We start from the raw sequence: 20,114 nt of genomic DNA on the forward strand, positions 1-20,114 counted from the left end.
CGACGCGGCCCATCAGGTTGACGAGGTCCCCGATGTCGCACCCGCATTCGCCCGCCGCCCATTTCTCCGCCTCCCTCTGGCGCAGCCACCCGATGGCCTGGGCCGTGGCCGTGGCGCTGGGCAGCGTGGTCGCTCCTGCCAGCCAGGCGCAGCAGGCCTTCAGCCCCGGCTGGTTCGCCGACCGCGGCGCCGCCCAAGGTGCGGCAGCGCAGAGTGGCCGTATGCCCAATGGCGCGCCGATCCAGTTCCAGCTGCCTGCACAACAGCAGGATGCGGCGCGACAGAAGCTGCAGCAGTCGATCGACAACCTCGGCACGGCCGCGCAGGCCATCGCATTGCAGCAGCGCATGCAGGAGCAGGCCAGGCAGGCGCGACGGGAGGCGGGCTTCGTGGTGGCCGATGGGCTGGGCAAGGATGGCCTGAAGGTGGACGAGAATCCGCTGACCCGTGGCTGGATCAATGCCCGCGAAGCGACCCAGTCGCAGGGCGCCGACGGCCGGGTGCAGGTCAGCATCGAGCAGACCGCCGACCAGGCGATCCTGAACTGGGAAACCTTCAACATCGGTGGCAACACCACGCTGAATTTCCTGCAGAACGCTGACTGGGCCGTGTTGAACCGGGTCAATGATCCGGCCGCAAGGCCCAGTCAGATTCTCGGCCAGCTGAAGGCCAATGGCACGGTGTTCGTTGCCAACCGCAACGGCGTGGTGTTCGGCAACAACAGCCAGGTCAATGTCCGCAACCTGGTTGCTGCTGCAGCACGTATCAGCGACGCGCAGTTCCGTGACAACGGTCTGTACAGCGTTGATGCGAACACGTCCGCCCTGACCGATGCGGTGGGCAAGATCATGGTTGAACGTGGTGCGCGCATCACCACGCATGAGCCCACCAGCGCAACGCGCGGCGGTGGCTATGTGCTGCTGGCCGGCCACAGCGTGGAGAATGCGGGCCAGATCGAAACCCGGAGGGGCCAGACCCAGCTGGCGGCCGGCGACAGCTTCGTGATCCGCCGCGGCGTGGGCACGGCGCAGAACACGGCTTCGACCACGCGGGGCAATGAGATCGCGCCGCGCTTCGTCACCGACAGCACGGCCGGCAGCGTTCGCAACAGCGGTCTGATCCAGGCGCGCGAGGGCGACGTCACTCTTGCCGGCCGCACGGTCGAACAGGCCGGCGTGGCGGTGGCCACAACGACGTTGAACCAGCGCGGCACCGTGCATCTGCTGAGTTCGTCCTCCGACAGCAAGGGCAGCGTGACCCTGGCCACGGGTTCGACGACGGCAGTGCTGATCGAAGATGATGGCAAGACCACCGCGCTTGACAGCCAGCGCGACGCCCTCATCAAGGAATCGGCCGAGCAGGACAAGCTTCGTGCCGCCAGCAACAGTGGCACCTTCGACAATCTCTCGCGGCTGCAGGACCGCCGGGAGCAATCACGCATCGAAGTCGTCTCCGGCGGCGATGTGAACTTCCAGGCCGGCTCGCTGGCGGTGGCCACCGGCGGCCAGGTGATCGCCGACGCCAGCCGGCGCAGCTACCTGGATGATGGCGCGCGCGTGGACGTCTCCGGTGCGGTGGGCGTGCAGGTGGCGATGGAGAGCAACAACGTCAAGGTGAAGGTGCAGGGCAACGAGCTGCGCGATTCGCCGGACAACCGTGACAGCGGCAAGCTGATCAGCAGCGAGGTGTGGATCGACCGCCGCCAGTTGATCGAAGTTGCCGCCGGTACCGGTGGCTATGAAGGTACGCGCTGGTATGCCGGCGGCGGCCTGCTGGAAGTGGGTGGCTACCTGGACAATCAGGGGCATTCGATCAGCGAATGGGCGGCGCAGGGCGGCACCGTCCAGCTGGCAGGCAAGGAAGTGGTCAGCCACGCGGGTTCGCGCATCAATCTGGCCGGTGGCAGCCTGGATGTGCAGTCCGGCGTGGTCCAGCAGAGCTGGCTGCGTGGGCGCGATGGCCAGTTGTACCGGCTTGACGATGCGCCGGCGGAGATGCTGTACGACGGTCTGTACCAGGGCTACGAACTGAAGCAGGAGCGTTGGGGGGTCACCGAATCCTTCCGCAATCCACTGGTTGCCCCTGGCCAGCGCTTCGACAATGGCTACACCGTGGGACGCGACGCCGGCCGCCTGTTGATCTCGGCGCCCACGGCCGTCCTGCAGGGCAAGGTGGATACGGTGGCCTTCCAGGGCGTGCAGCAGACGCGCCGCCCAGACCAGGGGCAGGACGGGTACGCGCAGGCGCAGACGGCGGCGGCCCGCAACGCCCAGCTTTGGCTTGGGCGTTTCGACAACACCGGGCGCAGTGCAGTGTTCGATTCGCAGGTCCGCATCGGAGAGCTCCAGGCCGACACCCGGCCGTGGACGCTGCAGGCGCCGGTCGGGGAAGCACAGCGCAATACCGTGTGGTTGGACAGTGAGGTCCTGAGCGCCCAGCGTTGGGGGCAGGTGGACCTCGCTTCGGCCGGCCGCATCGATCTGGACGGCACGCTCAGGTTGCAGGAGGGCGGCCGGCTTGGCCTTGCCGCAAGCCGCGTCAGCCTCGGCGGAACGGTGCAGATTGCCGGCGGCCAGGTGGAGGCCGGCAACCTGCTTCTGGTGCTCGGCAGGCCGACGGCCCTGCTGTCCTCCGGGCGCGGCGCGCTCGATGTTGCGGCGGGCGCGCGGATCGATCTTGGCGGCGGCTGGAGCAATGCGCTTGCCGCGCCGGAAGGCGGTCCCGCACAGGCGTGGATCGACGGTGGACAGCTGCGCTTCAACGGCAGCCACGACATCAACGTGGGCGAGGGTGCACGGATTTCGGTGGATGCCGGTGGTGTCATCGATGCCAATGGCAAGGGGCGCGTAGGCAAGGGGGGCAGTGTCAGCCTGCTCGCGGCCAGCACCGAGGTCGCCACCGACGGCAGTGGCCGGCTGCGTATCGGCAAGGACGCACGCTTCAGCGCGCTCGGCAATGGCAGCGGCAACTTCACTTTGGCAACAGGCGGTGCGGTGGCCATCGGCGCGCCTGGCACGGACGCATCGGCGGCGTCGCTGCACTTGCAGGAAGCGCTGTTCAAGAGTGGCTTTGCCGGCTATGACATCGCCGGTCACAACGGCTTGACGGTCGAAGAGGGTACCCAGCTGCAGGTGGAACGACCGGCGCTGCGGCTGGCCGAGGGCGCACAGCAGGCACTGGCCCGCGAGCAGGGTGTGCAGGCCTGGACGCCATCGTTGTACGAGGCCGATCCAGCCAGCGGACGCGTGTCGCAGCGTGGCGGCGCCAGCCTGACACTGCGCGCCGGGCATCTGTTGTCCACGGCCGACCTGCGCGTTGGCAAGGGGGCCAGGATCGAGGTCGACCCGGGCCAGTCGATCGAACTGTTCAGCGCCGGCAACCTGACTGTGGCCGGTAGTCTGAAGGCGGCCGGCGGGCGCATCCGCCTGGCCGAGGCATTCGATCCGTCGGGCGTACGCGGCGATGCACGCCGCGAGCGCCAGTGGACGATCGCCGATGGCGCACTGCTTGACGTGAGTGGCGACACCGTTTCCCTGCCCGACGCGCGCAGGGCGTTGCGCGGGCAGGTGCGCAGGGGCGGAACCATCGAGATCGGGGGGGCGCTGGACTGGGAGGACCAGGACAACGTGCGCCACCTGCCGCCCGATACCTTCGTGGTGGTGGAGCGCGGTGCACGGCTGGATGCGTCCGGTGCTTCGGCGCTGCTCGATATCGATGGCAGCGGGCGTACCCGGGTCGACAGCGATGGCGGCAGCATCGTGCTGCGTGCGGGCAATGCCCTGTACCTGCACGGCGAACTGGATGCAGCGGCGGGCGGCGACGGTGCGCGCGGTGGCACCCTTGGTGTTGCCTTCGGTGGCGGCACCTACGGCAGAACGGCAGACGGTAAGGAGGTGCTGGCGCCGCGGGTGATCTCGCTGACCCAGCACGCCGCGCAGACGGCGAGCCTGCCTGCACGCCTTGAATACGGCCATGCGGCACTGTCGGTGCAGCAGGTCGAGGCCGGTGGTTTCGATCATCTGGCCCTGTTCGGCGATATCCGCGCCCAGGGAGATGTCAATCTGCGCATGGACCAGAGCCTGCGCCTGCAGGGCGTGAACGAGCGTTACCTCGGCTTCGTCCCGGGCAACAGCGCGGGCAGCCGCCTGCAACTGGCCGCGCCGTATGTCCGCCTTGCGCAGGGGCGCTGGTGGCAGCCGGCCGGGGAAGGGACGCTGCGCCCGCTGGAGGCACCGTTCGATACCGGCCGGCAGCATCGCCTGGAGGTGGACGCCGATCTGATCGACCTGCGCGACGTCACCTGGCTGGCCGGCTTTGATCAGGTCGGGCTGCGCAGCAGCGGCGACATCCGCATGCTGGCGCCAGTCGCCAGCACTTCACGAATCTCCACGCTGGCAAGCCCGGGTTCGATCGATATCAGCGCCGCACGCCTGTACCCTGCGGCCAGGGCCCAGGGACGCATCGTGGCCGGCGTTCCCGACATCGGTCCCTCGGGGGTGCCGTCCTGGCAGAACCCCGACGCCGTGCTGCGCATCCATGGCATTGCGGGCGGCGCGCAACCGGCACCGGATTCTGCGTTCGGCAGCCTGGAGCTGGTGGCGGCAACGGTGGTGCAGGGCGGCACGGTGCAGGCGCCGTGGGGCCGCGTGCAGCTGGGCGGCAACGAGTTCAACTCGAATCGTGCCAGCCGTGTCGATCTGCTTGCCGGCAGCGTGACCTCCATCAGTGGCGCCGGGCTGGCGCTGCCCTTTGGCGGCACCGTGGACGGTGTGAGCTGGCGCCGCAACGATGCCGACTTCGATGTACTGGGCCCCGGCTCGATCAGCATCCCGATCGGTATCGACATCGTGGCCAATGCCTTCAGTGGCGCGGCGGGCAGCGTGCTGGATGTGTCCGGCGGAGGCGAGCTGTCCGGTGCCGCGTTCGTGGCAGGGCGCGGTGGCTCGGTGGACATCCTGCGGCATGCGCTGGCGGATGCGAACCCGCGCTACCGCTTCAGCGGCAGTGACAATGCGGTCTACGCGATCATGCCGGGACGCTCGGGCACGCAGGCGCCGCTGGGCACCGCTGACGGCAGTGCCGATCCGCGCGTTGGCCAACAGATCATCATAACCGCCGGTGTTCCCGGCCTTCCGGCGGGAACCTACACGTTGCTGCCGGCCAGCTACGCTCTGCAGAAGGGCGCATTCCGCGTCGAAGTTGGCGCCGAAAGCGCCGTCGGCAGCCGCCAGCCAGTGGCGACCGGCACTGGCTCCTGGCGCGTCAGTGGACACCAGGCGCAGAGCCTGGGCGGTGGTGTCTCACCGCTGCTCACCGATCTGGTGCTGACGCCGGCGGAGGTGGTGCGCCGCCATGCCAGCTACAACGAGACCGCCTACAGCGCGTTCGTGCAGGGCGTGGCCGAGCGGCGTGGCGAAGCGCTGCGCTGGCGGCCGACCGACGCCGGCAACCTCAACCTGGTGTTGGGCGACGGCGCAGGACGTTCGGCCGTGCCAGCCGCGATCTTCCAGGGCCTGTCCCATTTCAACGCCGGCAGCAATGACGGGCGCGGCGGCACGCTTTCGGTCAACCTGCGCACCTCCGATGGCGCGGTGCTGGAGATTGCCACCGAAGGCGACAGCGCCGGCAGCGGCAGCGGTGCAACCATCTTCGACTCCGCGCTCAATGCGTTCCGCCCGGAAACGATGCTGATTGGCGGCGTGCTGCGACGTGACGCGACGACCTATTCGCTGGAAGGCAGCGCGCGGCACATCGTGGTGCGCAACGGCGTCACCCTGACGGCGCAGGAAGTGCTGCTGTCGGCCGCCTTCGGAGGCAAGGGGATCCTGATCGAGCAGGGCGCTGCGATCGACACCTTGACCGGGGCCGATCCGTCGCGAGTTGCGCAGCCCACGGCGCCCTACCTGGTGTCGGGCGGCCTGCTTGCCGTGTCCAACCAGCGCTTGACGGCGCTCAGTGCGCAGGGCGGCAGTGCCGCCGGTCCGGTGGCGATCGACATCGGCGGATGCGTGGTGGACTGCGATGGCCAGACCCGGTTGCTGTCGGCAGGCAGCATCAATGTGGTCACCGACGGTGCCTTGAACATTGGTGATTCGGTGAGCTACGGCACGCGCCAGCTCGGCCTGGGCATGTCGGCGCTCAATCTCGGCAGCGCCGAGGCCATTGCGGCGGCAGCGGCGGCCGGCGCCCTGCCGGCGGGCATGACCATGAACCAGGAGGTGTTGCAGCGATTGCTGCGGGGAAACACCGCCACCGGTGCGCCGGCGCTGGAGGCCCTCAGCCTGACCGCGCGCGATGCCATCAATGTCTTCGGCAGCGTGGACCTGGACACCCGTGAGGGCGCAACCGGACGCAGCAGCCTGCGCAGCCTGGTGCTGGGCGCACCGGCCATTCACGGTTACGGCACCGCTACCGATCGCGCACGCATCTTCGCCGATACGCTGGTCTGGGACGGTACGCTGGCCGGCACCACGTTGCCCGGCGGTGAGCAGACCCAGCCGGCCGGCGAGGCGATGGTGGGCCGGCTTGGCCAAGGGCAGCTGGAAATCAATGCAAGGGCGCTGGAGCTGGGGCGTGCGCCCTTTACCCGGCCCAGTTCGTCGGTGGCCGCGGATCGCCAGGTGCTCGGTTTCGCCGGCGTTACGCTGGCAGCGTCTGATCGCATGCTGTTCTCGGGCAAGGGCAGCCTGGAGGTCTTCCAGCGGCAGGGCGATTACGTGGCAGGCAGCGGTTGGCAGTTCAGCGGCGGCGCGCTGGATATCGTCACCCCCTTGCTGACCGGTAACGCGGGTGCGCAGCTGGCAATCCGCAACGGCGGCACGGTGCAGTTGCACGGCGCTGCGGCAACCGCGGGCAGCGATGCATTGGGTGCGGAGCTGTCGATAGCGGCAGAGCGCGTTGTGATCGACAGCCGGGTGGCGCTGGCGTCCGGCAGGTTTGAAGCCAATGCACGCCAGGGCGTGGCGCTCGGCAGCAATGCGGTGCTGGACATGGCCGGGCGCAAGGTCAGCCTGTTCGACGTGGACAAGTACAGCTGGGGCGGCGACGTGGCACTGTCGAGTCGCGAAGGTGACATCGTTGCCGACGCGGCGTCGCGCATCGATCTTTCCGCCCGCAACAACCGCGGCGGCCGCTTGACGGTCGCTGCGCTGGGCGCGCAGGGCGGCCGTGTGGATCTGGCAGGTACGTTGCTTGGCGGAGCCAGCGGCCGCTACGACGCCGGTGGCACTGAAGTGCCCTACGACGGCGGCGAGCTGGTAGTGCGTGCACGCCAGTTGCAGGACTTCTCCGGCCTGAACACCCGGCTTACCGCCGGTGGCATTACCGGTGGCCGGACGTTCCAGTTGAGCGCAGGCGACCTGGTGATCGGCGATGAAGTGAAGGCACGCAACGTTGATATCAGCGTCGATGGTGGCAGTCTGCTCGTCAATGGCCGCATTGATGCCAGTGGCGAACAGGTCGGCAGCATCCGCCTGTCCGCCCGCGATGTGCTGCGTATCGACGGAACATTGGACGCGCATGGCAGCGCCTTGCGCGTCGATAGTTACGGCAAGATCATCGACAGCCCGAACCGGGCCATGATCGAACTGACCTCGGCCAATGGCGGCCTGCAGCTGGGTGCGGCCTCCTCGATGGACCTGCGCAGCGGCACCTCGGTGGCCACGGGTGGCGGCCCGGGCCAGAACGACGGCCGCGCGCGCGGCAGCGTCAAGCTCAACGTGCCACGCGTGGGCACCAACGATGCAGCGATCGAGGTGGCCAGCGGCATCCGCATTGCCGGTGCCGGCGATCTCCAGGTCAACGCCTTCCGCAGCTATGATTCGGCGCCGCTGGCCAGCGCTCCGGACGTGCACGGCCATCGTCCGCAGGTGATCAACCAGCAATGGCTGGATACGGTGGTGGACCCGGACAACAGCCAGTGGATGAACGCCGCGCTGGTCAATACGGGATTGCAGCAGCGCATTGCCGCCTTGGGCAGCTACCGCCTGCGCCCCGGCGTGCAGATCGTGGCGCGGACCAGCAGTGACAACCCGCGTGGCGATCTGGTCGTGGCCGGCGATATCGATCTGTCCGGCTATCGCTACGGACCGCAGTCGAACCGGCTCGATCCTGCGCGCCGCGGCTTCGGTGAATCGGCCGCGCTGGTGCTGCGTGCCGAGGGCGATATCAATGTCTATGGCAGCATCAACGACGGCTTCGCGCCGCCGCCCGCCAATCCCGATGAGGACGGCTGGGTGTTGCTGGAAGGGCGCAGTAGCGGTACGCCCAACACCGCGTTCGGCGGCGACCTGATCGTGCCCGGCGAAGGTGTCCAGCTGCAGCGCGGCACCGAGTTCCGTGCTGGCGCCACGCTGAACTATGCACTGCCATTCGAGGCCGTAACCTTGCCGGCGGGAACCGTGCTGCCGGCGGAGATGGTGTTGTCCGGGCCGCTGCTGCTGCCCGCCGGTACCGTTCTGGGCGCGGCCGTGACGACAGGCAGCGGACAGGTGATGGCGGCCGGTACCGTGCTGGCACAGGCGCTGGCTTTGCAGTCCGGTGCCCGCCTGGGCGCTGGCTTCCGCCTGCGCACGCCGGCGCCGGTGGCCGCACAGGTGTGGCCGGCCGGTGTCGCCCTGCCCATGGCAATGAAGCTTTCCGGCGCACTGGACCTGCATGCCGGTGCGATCATCCCGTCGATGACCAAGGTGGAGCTGGCCGGCGATGCGCCGGTGAAGCTGCGAACGGCCGATGCCAGCGGGCGCCAGGGGCGCAACTGGGCGCTGGCGGCGATGCTGCCCGACGGCACCACGTCGTGGGATCTGACCGCAGTGGCCGGTGCCGATACGACCGCCGCCGATCCGCGTACTCGCCGCTGGGGAAGTGACGGCAGCATCGTGCTGGCCGACAGCCACTACAGCACCATCGGGACAGTAACCACGACGACAGAATGGAAGGGTGATCGCATCGTCAATCTGGAGGGTTCTCTGTACTGGTGGGGCGATGAGAGTCTGGCCGGAAAGTCACCTGCCGAGGTGGCCGAGATCATCGGGACCACCGAGGCGGAGATCTGTGGTGCAGGCTCCTTCTGCGGCCCCGCGCCGCGCCTGGTGGACAAGGAAGGCTCGCTGGCATGGTGGGGCGATGAATCCTGGGTCGGCCGCCCGGCGACGGAACTGGGTGCCGAGATGGGCATGTCGGAGGAAGAGATCTGCGCGGCAATGGGCTACTGCTACGGCGGCGGTACGCTTACCGAAGTCACCACCTACGGCAAGCGCCTGGGCTCGCCGGCTTGGAGCGTGCTGCGTACCGGCAAGGGTGATCTGGCACTGCTGGCCGCGCAGGACGTGCGCATGAAGTCCGGCTTCGGCGTGTACACCGCTGGTGCGCCGACGCTACTGGGCGATGGCCGCGACCCCCAGTTCAATCCGGTGCGTACGGCTGCGCCCTGGCACACCTCGCTGCTGGGCAGGAACCAGGTCTCGGGCAACTATGATGCGGCGCTGGCCAGTTACCGTGCGTGGTATCCCGACCATGGCGGCGATGTCAGGGTTGAAGCTGGACGCGACATCATCGGCGAGGCCTGGACCGCCCGGTCCGAATCCGGTACGGCGCAGCGCGACCAGGCCGGGCATTCAAGCGCAGCCGTGGGCGGCTGGTTGTGGCGGCAGGGTACGGGCACCACCGAAGGCGTCCAGGCAACACCCACGAGCTGGTGGATCAACTTCGGCACGTACAGCACCGTGGGCGCCGAAGCGGACGCAGCTCCCCGCATGGTCGGGTTCACCGGCTTCGGCACGTTGGGAGGCGGCAATCTTTCACTGGAAGCGGGCCGCCACGCGGGCGTGCTCGACCCGATGGGCAATGCCCTGGGTCTGTTGACCGCGCCTCATTCCAGCGCGATTGTTGCTGCGGTCGGGTCGACCGGGCGCGTCAGCAACGGTGAGCTGCATCTGACCGGTGGCGGCGACCTGACCCTGCGCAGTGGCGGTGCGTTGAATCCTGGCCTGCGCGCCAGCGCGCAGCAGCCGGAGAGTTTCCTGCAGGATCTGGATCTCAATGGCGCGGTGACCAACCTGCGCGGCAGCACCCTGCTGCAGGCGGCACGCATCGGTGGCCTCAGCGCGATACAGAGCAGCTACGGAACGCTGGGCCTGATGGATCCGTTCGTGGCGGGCGCCCCGGTGGCGATGGCGGGGCCCCTGCTCATTCTGGGTGATTCCACGGCCCGGCTGCAGGCCCGTGGTGACATTGTTCTCGGTGGCGCCGCAGATGCAGGGCGTGTACCGACGGCCAACTACAACGACGTGGTTCTGGGCGATGGCCAGCATGCAGCTGGCACGACGTGGTTCTCGCTCTGGACCCGAGGCACGGCACTGGACCTGTTCTCGGCAGGCGGAAATCTCGCACCCAGCCTGGCCGGAAGTCTGCATGCAACCGGTAGCAACATGTTCGCTGAAGGCATCGCGCTGCGCGAGCAATCCGTTCCCGCCAGCATCAATTACTGGCTGTATCCGTCCAGGTTCAGCGCGGTGGCAGCGAGTGGTGACATCATCAGCGCCTCGCTTCGAGGTCTCGGACCAGGGGCGACTACGGGCGATGTGATCCTGCTCGCGCCTTCGGCCAGCGGCCAGCTCGATGTTCTGGCCGGAGGCTCGATCTATGCCGCGATCAACGCCACCGGCATTGCACGTTCCGGTAGCGACGCCCGCCTGCCTGGCCCGTTTGATCCTGCATTCATGGCCCAGCGGGGCGTCAGCCTGACCCGGGTCGGCCACAATCTCTCCGACGATGGGGTGCAGGGAGCGGATCCGTCGGCGATCCTGCCCTTGTTCGCGTTCGGCCCCAGTACTCCGACCACGGGTGCGCTGACGTCCCGGCCCACGTCGCCCAGCCGCTTCTATGCCGTTGCCGGTGACATCATCGGGTTGGGCAGCGGCGGGCGCAGGCAATTGAGGCGGAACATCGGCGAGGAGAGCAGGACACTGTTCGACTGGTACGAAGCGGGCTCGGCCGTACAGCTGCGCGCCGGTCGCGACGTGATCAATGCGAACGTCACAGCGCTCAACACCAGCGGTACCGATATCAGCGGGATCGAGGCGGGCCGGGACATCATCCGCAGCAACCTGACGGTGGCCGGCCCCGGCAACGTTGAAGTGAGTGCGGGCCGGCAGCTGCGCCAGGAAGAGGCCGGAAGCATCGTGAGCCTGGGTGGCGTCGTCCAGGGCGATGCCCGTCCCGGTGCCAGCATCGCAGTGACTGCCGGCAATCAGGGCATTGACTTCGATGCACTGCGCACGCGCTACCTGGATCCGGCCAACCTGGCCGATCCGGCGCAGTCGCTGGCATCGCAGCCCGGCAAGGCCGTGAAGATCTATGACAAGGAACTGAAGCAGTGGCTGCAGCAGCGCTTCGGTCTGGCTGCCGATGGCGCCGGGGCGCTGGCCGTGTTCGACGCATTGCCGAAGGAGCAGCAGCGCATCTTCCTGCGCCAGGTCTACTACGCTGAACTGCGCGAAGGTGGTCGTGAGTACACCAATGCAGAAGGGCCGCGTTTCGGTTCCTATCTGCGCGGGCGCGAAGCGATCGCCACGCTGATGCCGGACAAGGATGCCAATGGCGCAACGATCAACCGTACTGGCGATATCGTGATGTATGGCGGCTCCGGTGTGCGCACCGAAGCGGGTGGCAACATCGAGCTGATGGCGCCAGGCGGGCAGATCGTGGTGGGCGTGCAGGGCGTGGTGCCTCCGGCCAGCGCGGGCCTGGTCACCCAGGGCCAGGGCGACATCCGTCTGTTCAGCCAGGACAGCGTGCTGCTGGGCCTGTCGCGGGTGATGACCACCTTTGGTGGTGACATCCTGGCGTGGTCCGAGCAGGGCGACATCAACGCCGGCCGTGGCTCGCAGACCACGCTGCTGTACACCCCGCCGCGTCGGGTCTACGACACCTGGGGCAACGTGATCCTGTCGCCGCAGGCACCGGCCAGCGGCGCCGGCATCGCAACGTTGAACCCGATCGCCGAAGTGGCACCTGGCGATGTCGACCTGATCGCGCCGCTGGGCACCATCGATGCCGGCGAGGCGGGTATCCGCGTGTCGGGCAACATCAACCTGGCGGCACTGCAGGTGCTCAACGCCGCCAATATCCAGGTGCAGGGCGACAGCAAGGGCCTGCCGGTACTGGCCTCGGTGAACGTCAACGCGCTGGCGTCGGCAAGCGCTGCGGCCAACAGCGCCAGCCAGGCCGCACAGGACGTGATGCGCAAGAGCCAGGACGATGCGCGCCGCAACCAGCCGTCGGTGATCAGCGTGCAGATCCTGGGCTTCGGCAGTGCCAGCAGCAGCATCGATCCGCCAACACGCGGAAACACGGCCGCCGCCACGGGCTACGACGTCAACAGCGCCTTCCAGTTCCCGCAGGCCCGGGCAGACGCGGGCAAGCAGCAGGTGCAGTAGATCCAGGCATGCGTGGATGGAGGAACGGTGCGGGCCAAGGACCGCACCCATCACGCGCAGAACAGAGGATCGGGCCAGCTGCCAGGGAACGGTGGCGGCCCCAGCCAGGACGGCACCGAGGGCAGGGAGCAGCCATCAGCGGTGAGGACCACCGACACGGCGCCGCCGGGCGCGGGACAGCGCCCGGCGGCAGGAGGGCGGTAGATCCACGCCATGCGTGGACGCCTCTCAGTAGATCCACGCCCCGCGTGGATGTCGTCCAGTAGATCCACGCCATGCGTGGATGCCTCTCAGTAGATCCACGCCATGCGTGGATGGCTGGGTCAGCTTTCAGTGCCGACCAACGGTCGGCACCCACCAGAGCAGGCCTGGCAGCAAAGCAGGCCTGGCAGTAGATCCACGCCATGCGTGGATGCAGTCCAGTAGATCCACGCCATGCGTGGATGGCTGGGGCAGCTTCAGTGCCGACCAACGGTCGGCACCCACCAGAACAGGCTTGGCAGCAGATGCCGGCCTGGCAGTAGATCCACGCCATGCGTGGATGCGCCTCAGAGCGCCAACACCCGCCGATAACTCAACGGCCCGCGCCCATCAAGCAACCCCAACCGCAACTCCAGGCCGGTCGCCGGCAAAACCTCCCCCTGGCTCGGCAGCATCGCCCAACCCACCCCTGGCTGCCACGCCCGCACCTCGAAGCGCTGCACATCACGTGCCACCAGCAACCCGCGCGTTGGCTCGGGCACAGGCAGCGGATAATGATCGGAAGGCGCACCGCTGGCACGCCACAACGTGCTGCCTTGCCGCCACCAGCGAACGCGCTGCCACTGCAGCCCATCACTACCGACGCTGCGGGTGATCTCCAGCGTGAAGCCACCATCGGGGTGGCGCTCACTGGTCAACGACGGCGGCAACAGCCGCGCAGGCTGATCGGCCGGGCGCACCGCGCCGTTCATCAGCGCATCGTCAGCGCGCATCTCGATATCGCGCTGGAACTGCTGCAGCACCCGCATCGCCGTGCTGGTCTCGGCATCGGCCTGGCGCAGGCGCTGGTCCGTATTGGCCACGCTGTCCAGGGCGCGCCAGCAGATCACCGCCAGCACGCCCATGATGGTGATGGCGATCATCACCTCGATCAGGGTGAAACCGCCCGCCGCGCGTTTCATGGCGCCGCCGTCCACGGCAACTGCAGGCGCGTCAGCGATTGTTTCGGTGCATCTTCGGCCACCACGCTCAACTCCAGCTGCGGTTGTCCGTCGGCGCCATTGCCCAGGTGCTGCTGCACCAGGAAGCGGGTGCGCCCCTGCAGGCACAGCAGACGTGCATCGCCGGGAGGCTGTGCGGACAGACGCAGCTCCTGCCAGCGGTCCTGCGCGCACAACAGGGCCAGCCGACGGTCACGCAGACGCGACTGGTCATCGGTCGCCACCGCCACCGAGCGCATCACCGCCGCCAATGCGATGGCCACGATGGCCAACGCGATCAGCACCTCAATCAGGGTGAATCCGTGTTGCTGCCGTTTCACTGCAGGACCTGCAATTGTCCGCTGCCATCATCACGAAGACGCAGTCGACGACCGTCCAGCGACAACGCCAGCTCCCACGGCACACCAATCCATTCGGGGCTCAGCTCGATGGCAGCCGTGGGTTGCACGGTGATGCCACGGGTCTGCCACTGCTGGGGGCGCAGCAGGTCATCACGCCGCAGCTCGACCCAGCCCTGGCTGTCGCGGCGGCTGAAGCGGTAACCCTCTGCAGTGGCCTGCCAGCGGATCGGCCGACCATCAATGCGCGCTTCATCGCGAGCGACCTGCAGGCGCTGCGCCAGCCGCTCCGATTCCTGGCGCAGCTGCCGCGCAGGGTCGAGCAGGCTGCCCAGGCCGAGGCCGATACCCGCCGTGCAGATGCCGATGATGACCAGCACCACCATCAGTTCGATCAGGGTGAAACCGCGTGGTCTGCCTTGCATCGCACATCGCTTCCCGTCCTTGCCGATACCTGCCAGCGTAGGCGCGGATGATGAAACAAAAGCGTCAGCGTCAGCTGCTAGCGTGGCCGCACAGGAACCTGGCGAAGGTGCGGAACATGGACGGCAGGCGTTGGGATCGCAATCGCACGTTGACCCTGCTGGCGGCCATGCTGCTGCTGACCGTCGCGGGATACTGGGGCATGGCCCTGTTCATGGCGCCGGCTCGCGTTTCCGCCGCCACGGTGCAGATCGCCGTACCCGCTGCCCCGGCCTTCGACGACGCTGCGAGCGCACCGCTGGTGCGGCTGCTTTCGCCAGGTGCAGTACAGACCGAGGTGACCGTGCTGGGGGTGATGGCAGGGCGGCAGGCGCCACTGGCATTGCTGTCGGTGGATAGGGCACCTGCCCAGGCCTATGCGCCGGGGCAGCGGCTTGGTCCATCTACCGTATTGGCAGCAATCAGCGCGAACGCGGTTGAACTGCAGCAGGCAGGACAACCGCGCTCGCTGCCCGTGCCCGAACTGCCGCCGCTGCCCACCGATGGCATCGTTCCCGCCGCGCTGGGGCGGCACTGAACACGGCTCAGCGCGCTGGACGCTGCGGCACCACCGAACGCCCGAACGCATCGCCCATGCGCTGCCGCGTGCCCTCCAGGTTGTACTGCAGCAACTGGTTGCCGGGCTTGCGCATCAAGCGCTCGGCCTCGGGAAGATTGGGATGGAGGGCGTTGTTCTCTGCCGGCGCCAGCTTGCGTTGCAGGCAGTCCCAGGCGGGGATGCGCTCGCCATTGACCTGTACTTCGATGCATGGCGCTGCATCTGCCTGTTTGGCAGCCTGGTCGGCCCGCGCCCAGGGCGAAGCCAGAGCCAGAACCAACGTCAGGCAGAGGGCAGGGCGGTTTGGCGTAAGCAGAGTGGTGTGCATCCTGAATCACCCGAGGCAGCAAGCGCTTTGCAATGAAGACGTGTGCCAGGCGAAGTGTCCGCCTGCGCCTGTTTCAGCATCGTCAACAGATGACAGTGCTGTCACAAAACTGTTGGCGGTTTTAACGCGGCCTGCACGTCCTGTTGGTAGACCCACGCGCCGCTCCCTGGCCATTCCCTTCGATACGACGCGATGCCTTCGATGACTCCCGTTCCGTGCCGTGCCGTTCGCCTTCCGCTGCGCCTGCATCCCTTGCTGCTGGCCTTGGCCTCGCTGCCGTCTCCAGCGTTCGCGCAGGACGCCGCGCCAGCGCCCACGGTGAACATCAACGAGTACATCGTGCGCGGCAACACCGTGCTCGATGCGCGCCAGATCGAGCGCGCGGTCGAACCGTTCCTCGGCCCCGGCAAAACGCTCGCCGATGTCGAGAAGGCGCGCGATGCAGTCAACGCGCTGTACCAGCAGGCCGGCTACCAATCGGTCTATGTGGAGCTGCCCGAGCAGCAGGTCAACGCGGGCGTGGTGCTGCTGAAGGTGCAGCAGACGCCCATTGGCCAGCTGCGCGTGGTCGGTGCCCGCCATGACTCACCCGAGCGCATCCGCGAGCGGGTGCCGTCGTTGGCTGAAGGGCGCGTGCCCGATTTCGACCAGGCACAGAAGGAACTGACGGCGCTGAACGAAGGGGGCCGCCGCCAGGTGATGCCATTGGTGCGCGAAGGCCAGGTGCCGGGCACCATGGATGTGGACCTGCAGGTGGAAGAGAAGTCGCCCTGGCGTGCCAGTGCGGCGCTCAACAACGACCACAGCGCCGATACCGAGAAGCTGCGCCTGAGTGCATCGCTGGCCCACGACAACCTGTGGCGGCGCGGCCACAGTGCGAGCATCGGCGTGTTCATCGCGCCGGAAGACACCCACCAGGCAAAGGTGTTCTCCGCCTCCTACACCGTTCCCTTCGAGGGCACGCCGTGGAGTCTTGAGGCATCAGGCTACACGTCCGACAGCCGCGTACTCAATGCCGGCGGACAAGGCGGCGCAGGCACGGGCACCGGCACCAACGTGATCGGCAACGGTCATTCCATTGGTCTCAAGCTCAACTACCGCCTGCCGGGCAGCGGCGCTTGGTGGCGCCAGCTCAGCCTCGGCGTGGACTTCAAGGACACCGAAGAAGACACGCAGATGGGCAAGGACAGCCTGAAGACGCCCTTGAAGTACGCACCGGTCACGCTGGCCTTCGTCGGCGTGCGCCAGGGCGAGCACGATCAGCTGAGCATCAACACGCAGCTGGTGGCGGGAACCCGGCGTCTGTTCGGCTATGGCAGCAACGCCACCGATTTCGGTCAGAAGCGCTACTGGGCCGATCCGAGTTTCGTGGCGTTCAAGGCCGATGTCTCCAACACGCACACCTTCGGCAACGACTGGCAGTGGTCTGCGCGTGGCTCGCTGCAGGCGACCGATGCACCGCTGGTCTCGGCCGAACAGTTCGCCGCCGGCGGCATGTACACCGTGCGCGGCTACCTGTCGGCCGAAGCGATCGGCGACTACGGTGGCCTGGCCAACCTGGAATGGCGCACCCCGGCGTGGTCGCTGTGGAGCGGTACCGACCTGCGGCTGTACAGCTTCGCCGACGCGGCCTACCTGCGCCTGCGTCAGCCGCTGCCGGAACAGCGCGACAAGTACAACCTGGCGTCGGTCGGGCTGGGCGCGCAGCTGCGCCTGGGCGAACACCTGCAGCTGCGCCTGGACTACGCCTGGCCCTACGCCGATGGCCCGGTCACGCGCAAGGACGACCCGCGCCTGCATTTCAACATCAGCACCAGCTACTGACCCTTCCCTTGAGATGCGTTCTCCGGAGACCTTTTGCATGGACCGTCTGCTTTCCCGAATGTTGCTGCTGTTGGCTGCGCTGATCGCGCTGCCCGCGGCCGCGGCCGATGCCAACTGGTGGCAGGCCGAATGGAAGTACCGCAAGCCGATCACCGTCGACGCAGGCCCACAGGGCGCGGGGTTGACCGGCAACCCCGGGCGTACGCCGCTGCTGCTGCGCCTGCATACCGGCAACTTCGGTTTTGATGGCACCCAGGAGGGTGGCAACGACCTGCGTTTCGTTTCTGCCGACGGTCGCACCGTGCTGGCCCATCAGATCGAGCAGTTCGACCCGAACCTGGGCCTGGCCCTGGTCTGGGTGGACGTTCCGGCACTGACCGCCAGCGCGCCGCAGACGATCTGGATGTACTACGGCAACGCGAAGGCACCGGCCAGCGGCAATGGCCAGCAGGTGTTCGATCCGGATTACACGCTGGTCTACCACTTTGCTGAAGCCAATGCGCCGGCCCGTGATACCACGGCCTACGGCAACACGGCCGGTGCAGTAGTGCCTGCGGCGGAAAGCACGGTGATCGGGCGTGGCGTGCAGCTGGGCGTCGGTCCACTGCCGCTGCCGGCCAGTGCTTCGCTGGCACAGGAAGCGGGTGCGCCGCTCACTGTTTCTGCCTGGATCAAACCGGGCGCGCTGACCACCGCGCAGGCGATCTACGCCCGGCGCGATGGCAGCGCAGAGCTGGTGGTGGGCATCGACAACCGGGTGCCGTTCGTGCAGCTCAACGGTCAACGCAGCACGCCGGCGCAGCCGATTCCGGAAGGGCAGTGGGCGCATGTTGCGGTTACCGCCGAGAAGGGGTCGCTGCAGCTGTATCTGAACGGTCGCGTGGTGGCCCAGCTCAGTGGTGAGCTGCCGGCACTGACCACCGCAGCGGTGGTGGGTGCCGATGCGCCGGGCGCGGCGCAACCGCTGGCCAACTTCGATGGCGCGCTGGATGAACTGCGCATCTCACGCGTAGCACGCCCGGCGGCGCTGCTGCTGGCAGATGCCACCGCGCAGGGCGCCGATTCGCGCCTGATCAGCTACGGCGCCGACGAGCAGTCGGCCGGGCAGAGCCACTTCGCCTTCATCCTCAAGGCGATGCCGTTCGATGCCTGGGTGGTGGTCGCCATCCTCGGCCTGATGATGCTGTTGTCCTGGGCGATCATGATCGCCAAGAGCCGTCATTTCGGCCGCACCAGCAAGGCCAATGCGGTGTTCACCGAGAGCTTCAGCAAGCTCTCCGGCGTGCCGCTGCGCACGTTGTCCGAGATGGACCGGCAGGGCAAGGTGCCGACGGCGATGCACGATGGCTCGCTGTGGCGCATCTACCAGGTGGCCATCGATGAAATGCAGCAGCGTCATCAGCGCGATGGCAACTCCGGCTACCTGAGCGCGGCCACCATCGCCGCCATCCGCGCGTCGATGGATGCGGTGATGGTGCGCGAACAGGAAGCGATGGCGAGGCGCATGAACTGGCTGTCGACCACCATCGAGGGCGCACCGTATGTCGGTCTGTTCGGCACCGTGATCGGCATCATGCTGGTGTTCGTGGTGGCGGCGATGGCCGGTGCGGTGGACATCAACTCGGTGGCCCCGGGCATGGCGGCAGCGCTGCTGTGTACCGCCGCCGGCCTGGGCGTCGCGATTCCTGCGCTGTTCGGCTACAACTGGCTGGGGGCTCGCGCCGAAGCGATCGGCGCCGACATGGCGGTGTTCATCGACGAGTTCGCCGCCCGCCTGGCCGAAGAGCAGGACGGGCGCGGCCCGGCCGTGGTCCAGGGCTGAGGGGCCGGCCATGGGCTACAAGGCGAAGTTCGGCATCAAGAAGCGCGAGAAGGGCATCAACGTGACGCCTTTCGTCGACGTGCTGCTGGTGGTGTTGGTGATCTTCATCCTGACCAGCAACGCCTCCATTCCCGGCATCGAGGTCAACCTGCCGAAGGCCAGCAACAGCACCGCACTGGAGAAGCCCAAGACCAAGGCGATCACCATCGACCCCAGTGGCCAGGTGTTCCTGGATGCCTACCCGGTGACGATGACCGAGCTGGAGGACCGCCTGCGTACCGAACGGGCAACCTCGCCGGATTTCCCGGTGATCGTGCGCGGTGATGCGCAGGTGCAGTACGCGCGCGTGGTCGAGGTGCTGGATCTGCTGCGTCGGCTGGAGCTGGCCCAGGTCGGCCTGGTCACCGGCAAGGCGCAGGGCTGAGGCATGGCCGGTCATCGACCACCCCTGCAGGAGCCCGGTACGCGCGGACGCCAGTTGCTGGTGACGATCGCGCTGGTGCTGGCGGCGCTGCTGGTACTGGATGTTGCCGTGTGGTGGCTGCTGTTCAAGGACACCGCCAGCACCCGCCGGCCGGTGCTGCAGCCGCCCATGCTGGCGTTGCCACCACCGCCGCCGCCTCCACCACCACCACCGGAAAAGCCGCCTGAGCCGGAGACGCCGCCGGAAGAGACCGTGCCAGAGCCGGAACCGCTGGACCAGCCAACGCCGGCCGAAGAACCGACGCCGACGCCGGACAACGCCGACCCTGTGACCATGGACGCCGATGCACAGGCCGGTGGTGACAACTTCGGCATCCAGTCGGGCAGCGGCGGTGGCTCGTCCGGCGTTGGCCGCGGCGGTGCCGGCAACGCCAGCTATGGCCGCTACCTGGGCTATCTGATGCAGCAGGCGATTTCGCGCGACGCGCGGGTCAAGCGCCTGGCGTTCCAGCTGCAGGTGAATGTCTGGCTGGCGCCCGATGGCCGGCTGGAGAAGGTCGAGCTGGTGCGTGGCAGCGGCAACGAAGAGGCCGACGTGGCCGTGCTTGAAGCACTGCGACAGATCGGCAAGGTCGACCAGATGCCACCGGCGTCGCTGGATTTCCCCGCGCGCGTGCTGATCCAGGGGCGCCGTCCCGGCGCGTGACCGATGACTTCCG

10 protein-coding genes are annotated in these 20,114 nt (G+C 67.8%); 6 read left to right on the plus strand and 4 right to left on the minus strand.

What is annotated here, in order from left to right; all coding sequences use genetic code 11:
* Positions 1 to 32: 32 nt before the first annotated feature.
* Entirely contained in the window at positions 33 to 12,437 is a 12,405-nt protein-coding gene (locus tag AC1DCU_RS03985; protein WP_478013495.1) for a filamentous haemagglutinin family protein, read from the plus strand.
* A gap of 548 nt (positions 12,438 to 12,985) precedes the next feature.
* Here the strand turns inward: AC1DCU_RS03985 and AC1DCU_RS03990 are convergent.
* From AC1DCU_RS03990 to gspH, 3 genes are read right to left on the minus strand one after another with little or no spacing between them, the layout of a single operon-like run.
* Positions 12,986 to 13,600, minus strand: coding sequence for a prepilin-type N-terminal cleavage/methylation domain-containing protein (locus AC1DCU_RS03990; protein WP_442251382.1), 615 nt, complete (start codon positions 13,598 to 13,600; stop codon positions 12,986 to 12,988).
* Positions 13,597 to 13,959, minus strand: coding sequence for a type II secretion system minor pseudopilin GspI (gene gspI, locus AC1DCU_RS03995; protein WP_025874376.1), 363 nt, complete (start codon positions 13,957 to 13,959; stop codon positions 13,597 to 13,599). Before gspI ends, AC1DCU_RS03990 begins: the two co-directional genes overlap by 4 nt.
* Positions 13,956 to 14,402: a type II secretion system minor pseudopilin GspH gene (gene gspH / locus AC1DCU_RS04000; RefSeq protein ID WP_059064322.1), complete on the minus strand. Its 447-nt coding sequence runs from the start codon at positions 14,400 to 14,402 to the stop codon at positions 13,956 to 13,958. Before gspH ends, gspI begins: the two co-directional genes overlap by 4 nt.
* Positions 14,403 to 14,518: 116 nt before the next feature.
* Here gspH and AC1DCU_RS04005 point away from each other — a divergent pair, with 116 nt between their 5' ends.
* A complete protein-coding gene (locus tag AC1DCU_RS04005; protein ID WP_032974572.1) occupies positions 14,519 to 14,977 on the plus strand; it encodes a general secretion pathway protein in 459 nt (152 codons plus the stop codon).
* Positions 14,978 to 14,984: 7 nt separating this feature from the next.
* Here AC1DCU_RS04005 and AC1DCU_RS04010 read toward each other — a convergent pair whose 3' ends face one another.
* A complete protein-coding gene (locus AC1DCU_RS04010; RefSeq protein ID WP_032974574.1) occupies positions 14,985 to 15,326 on the minus strand; it encodes a hypothetical protein in 342 nt (113 codons plus the stop codon).
* Between the two features lie 201 nt (positions 15,327 to 15,527).
* Here AC1DCU_RS04010 and AC1DCU_RS04015 point away from each other — a divergent pair, with 201 nt between their 5' ends.
* Genes AC1DCU_RS04015 through tolA form a run of 4 tightly spaced genes read left to right on the plus strand, consistent with a single transcriptional unit; the run spans position 15,528 to position 20,101 of the window.
* Positions 15,528 to 17,150 carry a ShlB/FhaC/HecB family hemolysin secretion/activation protein gene (locus tag AC1DCU_RS04015; protein ID WP_059064319.1) on the plus strand — a complete coding sequence of 541 codons (1,623 nt, stop codon included), beginning with the start codon at positions 15,528 to 15,530 and terminating at the stop codon, positions 17,148 to 17,150.
* A gap of 37 nt (positions 17,151 to 17,187) precedes the next feature.
* Positions 17,188 to 18,972, plus strand: coding sequence for a DUF2341 domain-containing protein (locus AC1DCU_RS04020; RefSeq protein WP_442251384.1), 1,785 nt, complete (start codon positions 17,188 to 17,190; stop codon positions 18,970 to 18,972).
* 10 nt (positions 18,973 to 18,982) lie between these two features.
* A complete protein-coding gene (locus tag AC1DCU_RS04025; RefSeq protein ID WP_025874382.1) occupies positions 18,983 to 19,396 on the plus strand; it encodes an ExbD/TolR family protein in 414 nt (137 codons plus the stop codon).
* A 3-nt stretch (positions 19,397 to 19,399) separates the two neighbouring features.
* Positions 19,400 to 20,101 carry a cell envelope integrity protein TolA gene (tolA, locus tag AC1DCU_RS04030; protein WP_442251385.1) on the plus strand — a complete coding sequence of 234 codons (702 nt, stop codon included), beginning with the start codon at positions 19,400 to 19,402 and terminating at the stop codon, positions 20,099 to 20,101.
* Positions 20,102 to 20,114 lie beyond the last annotated feature (13 nt).

The sequence above is a fragment of the Stenotrophomonas sp. 10L48 genome (genome assembly GCF_056395105.1).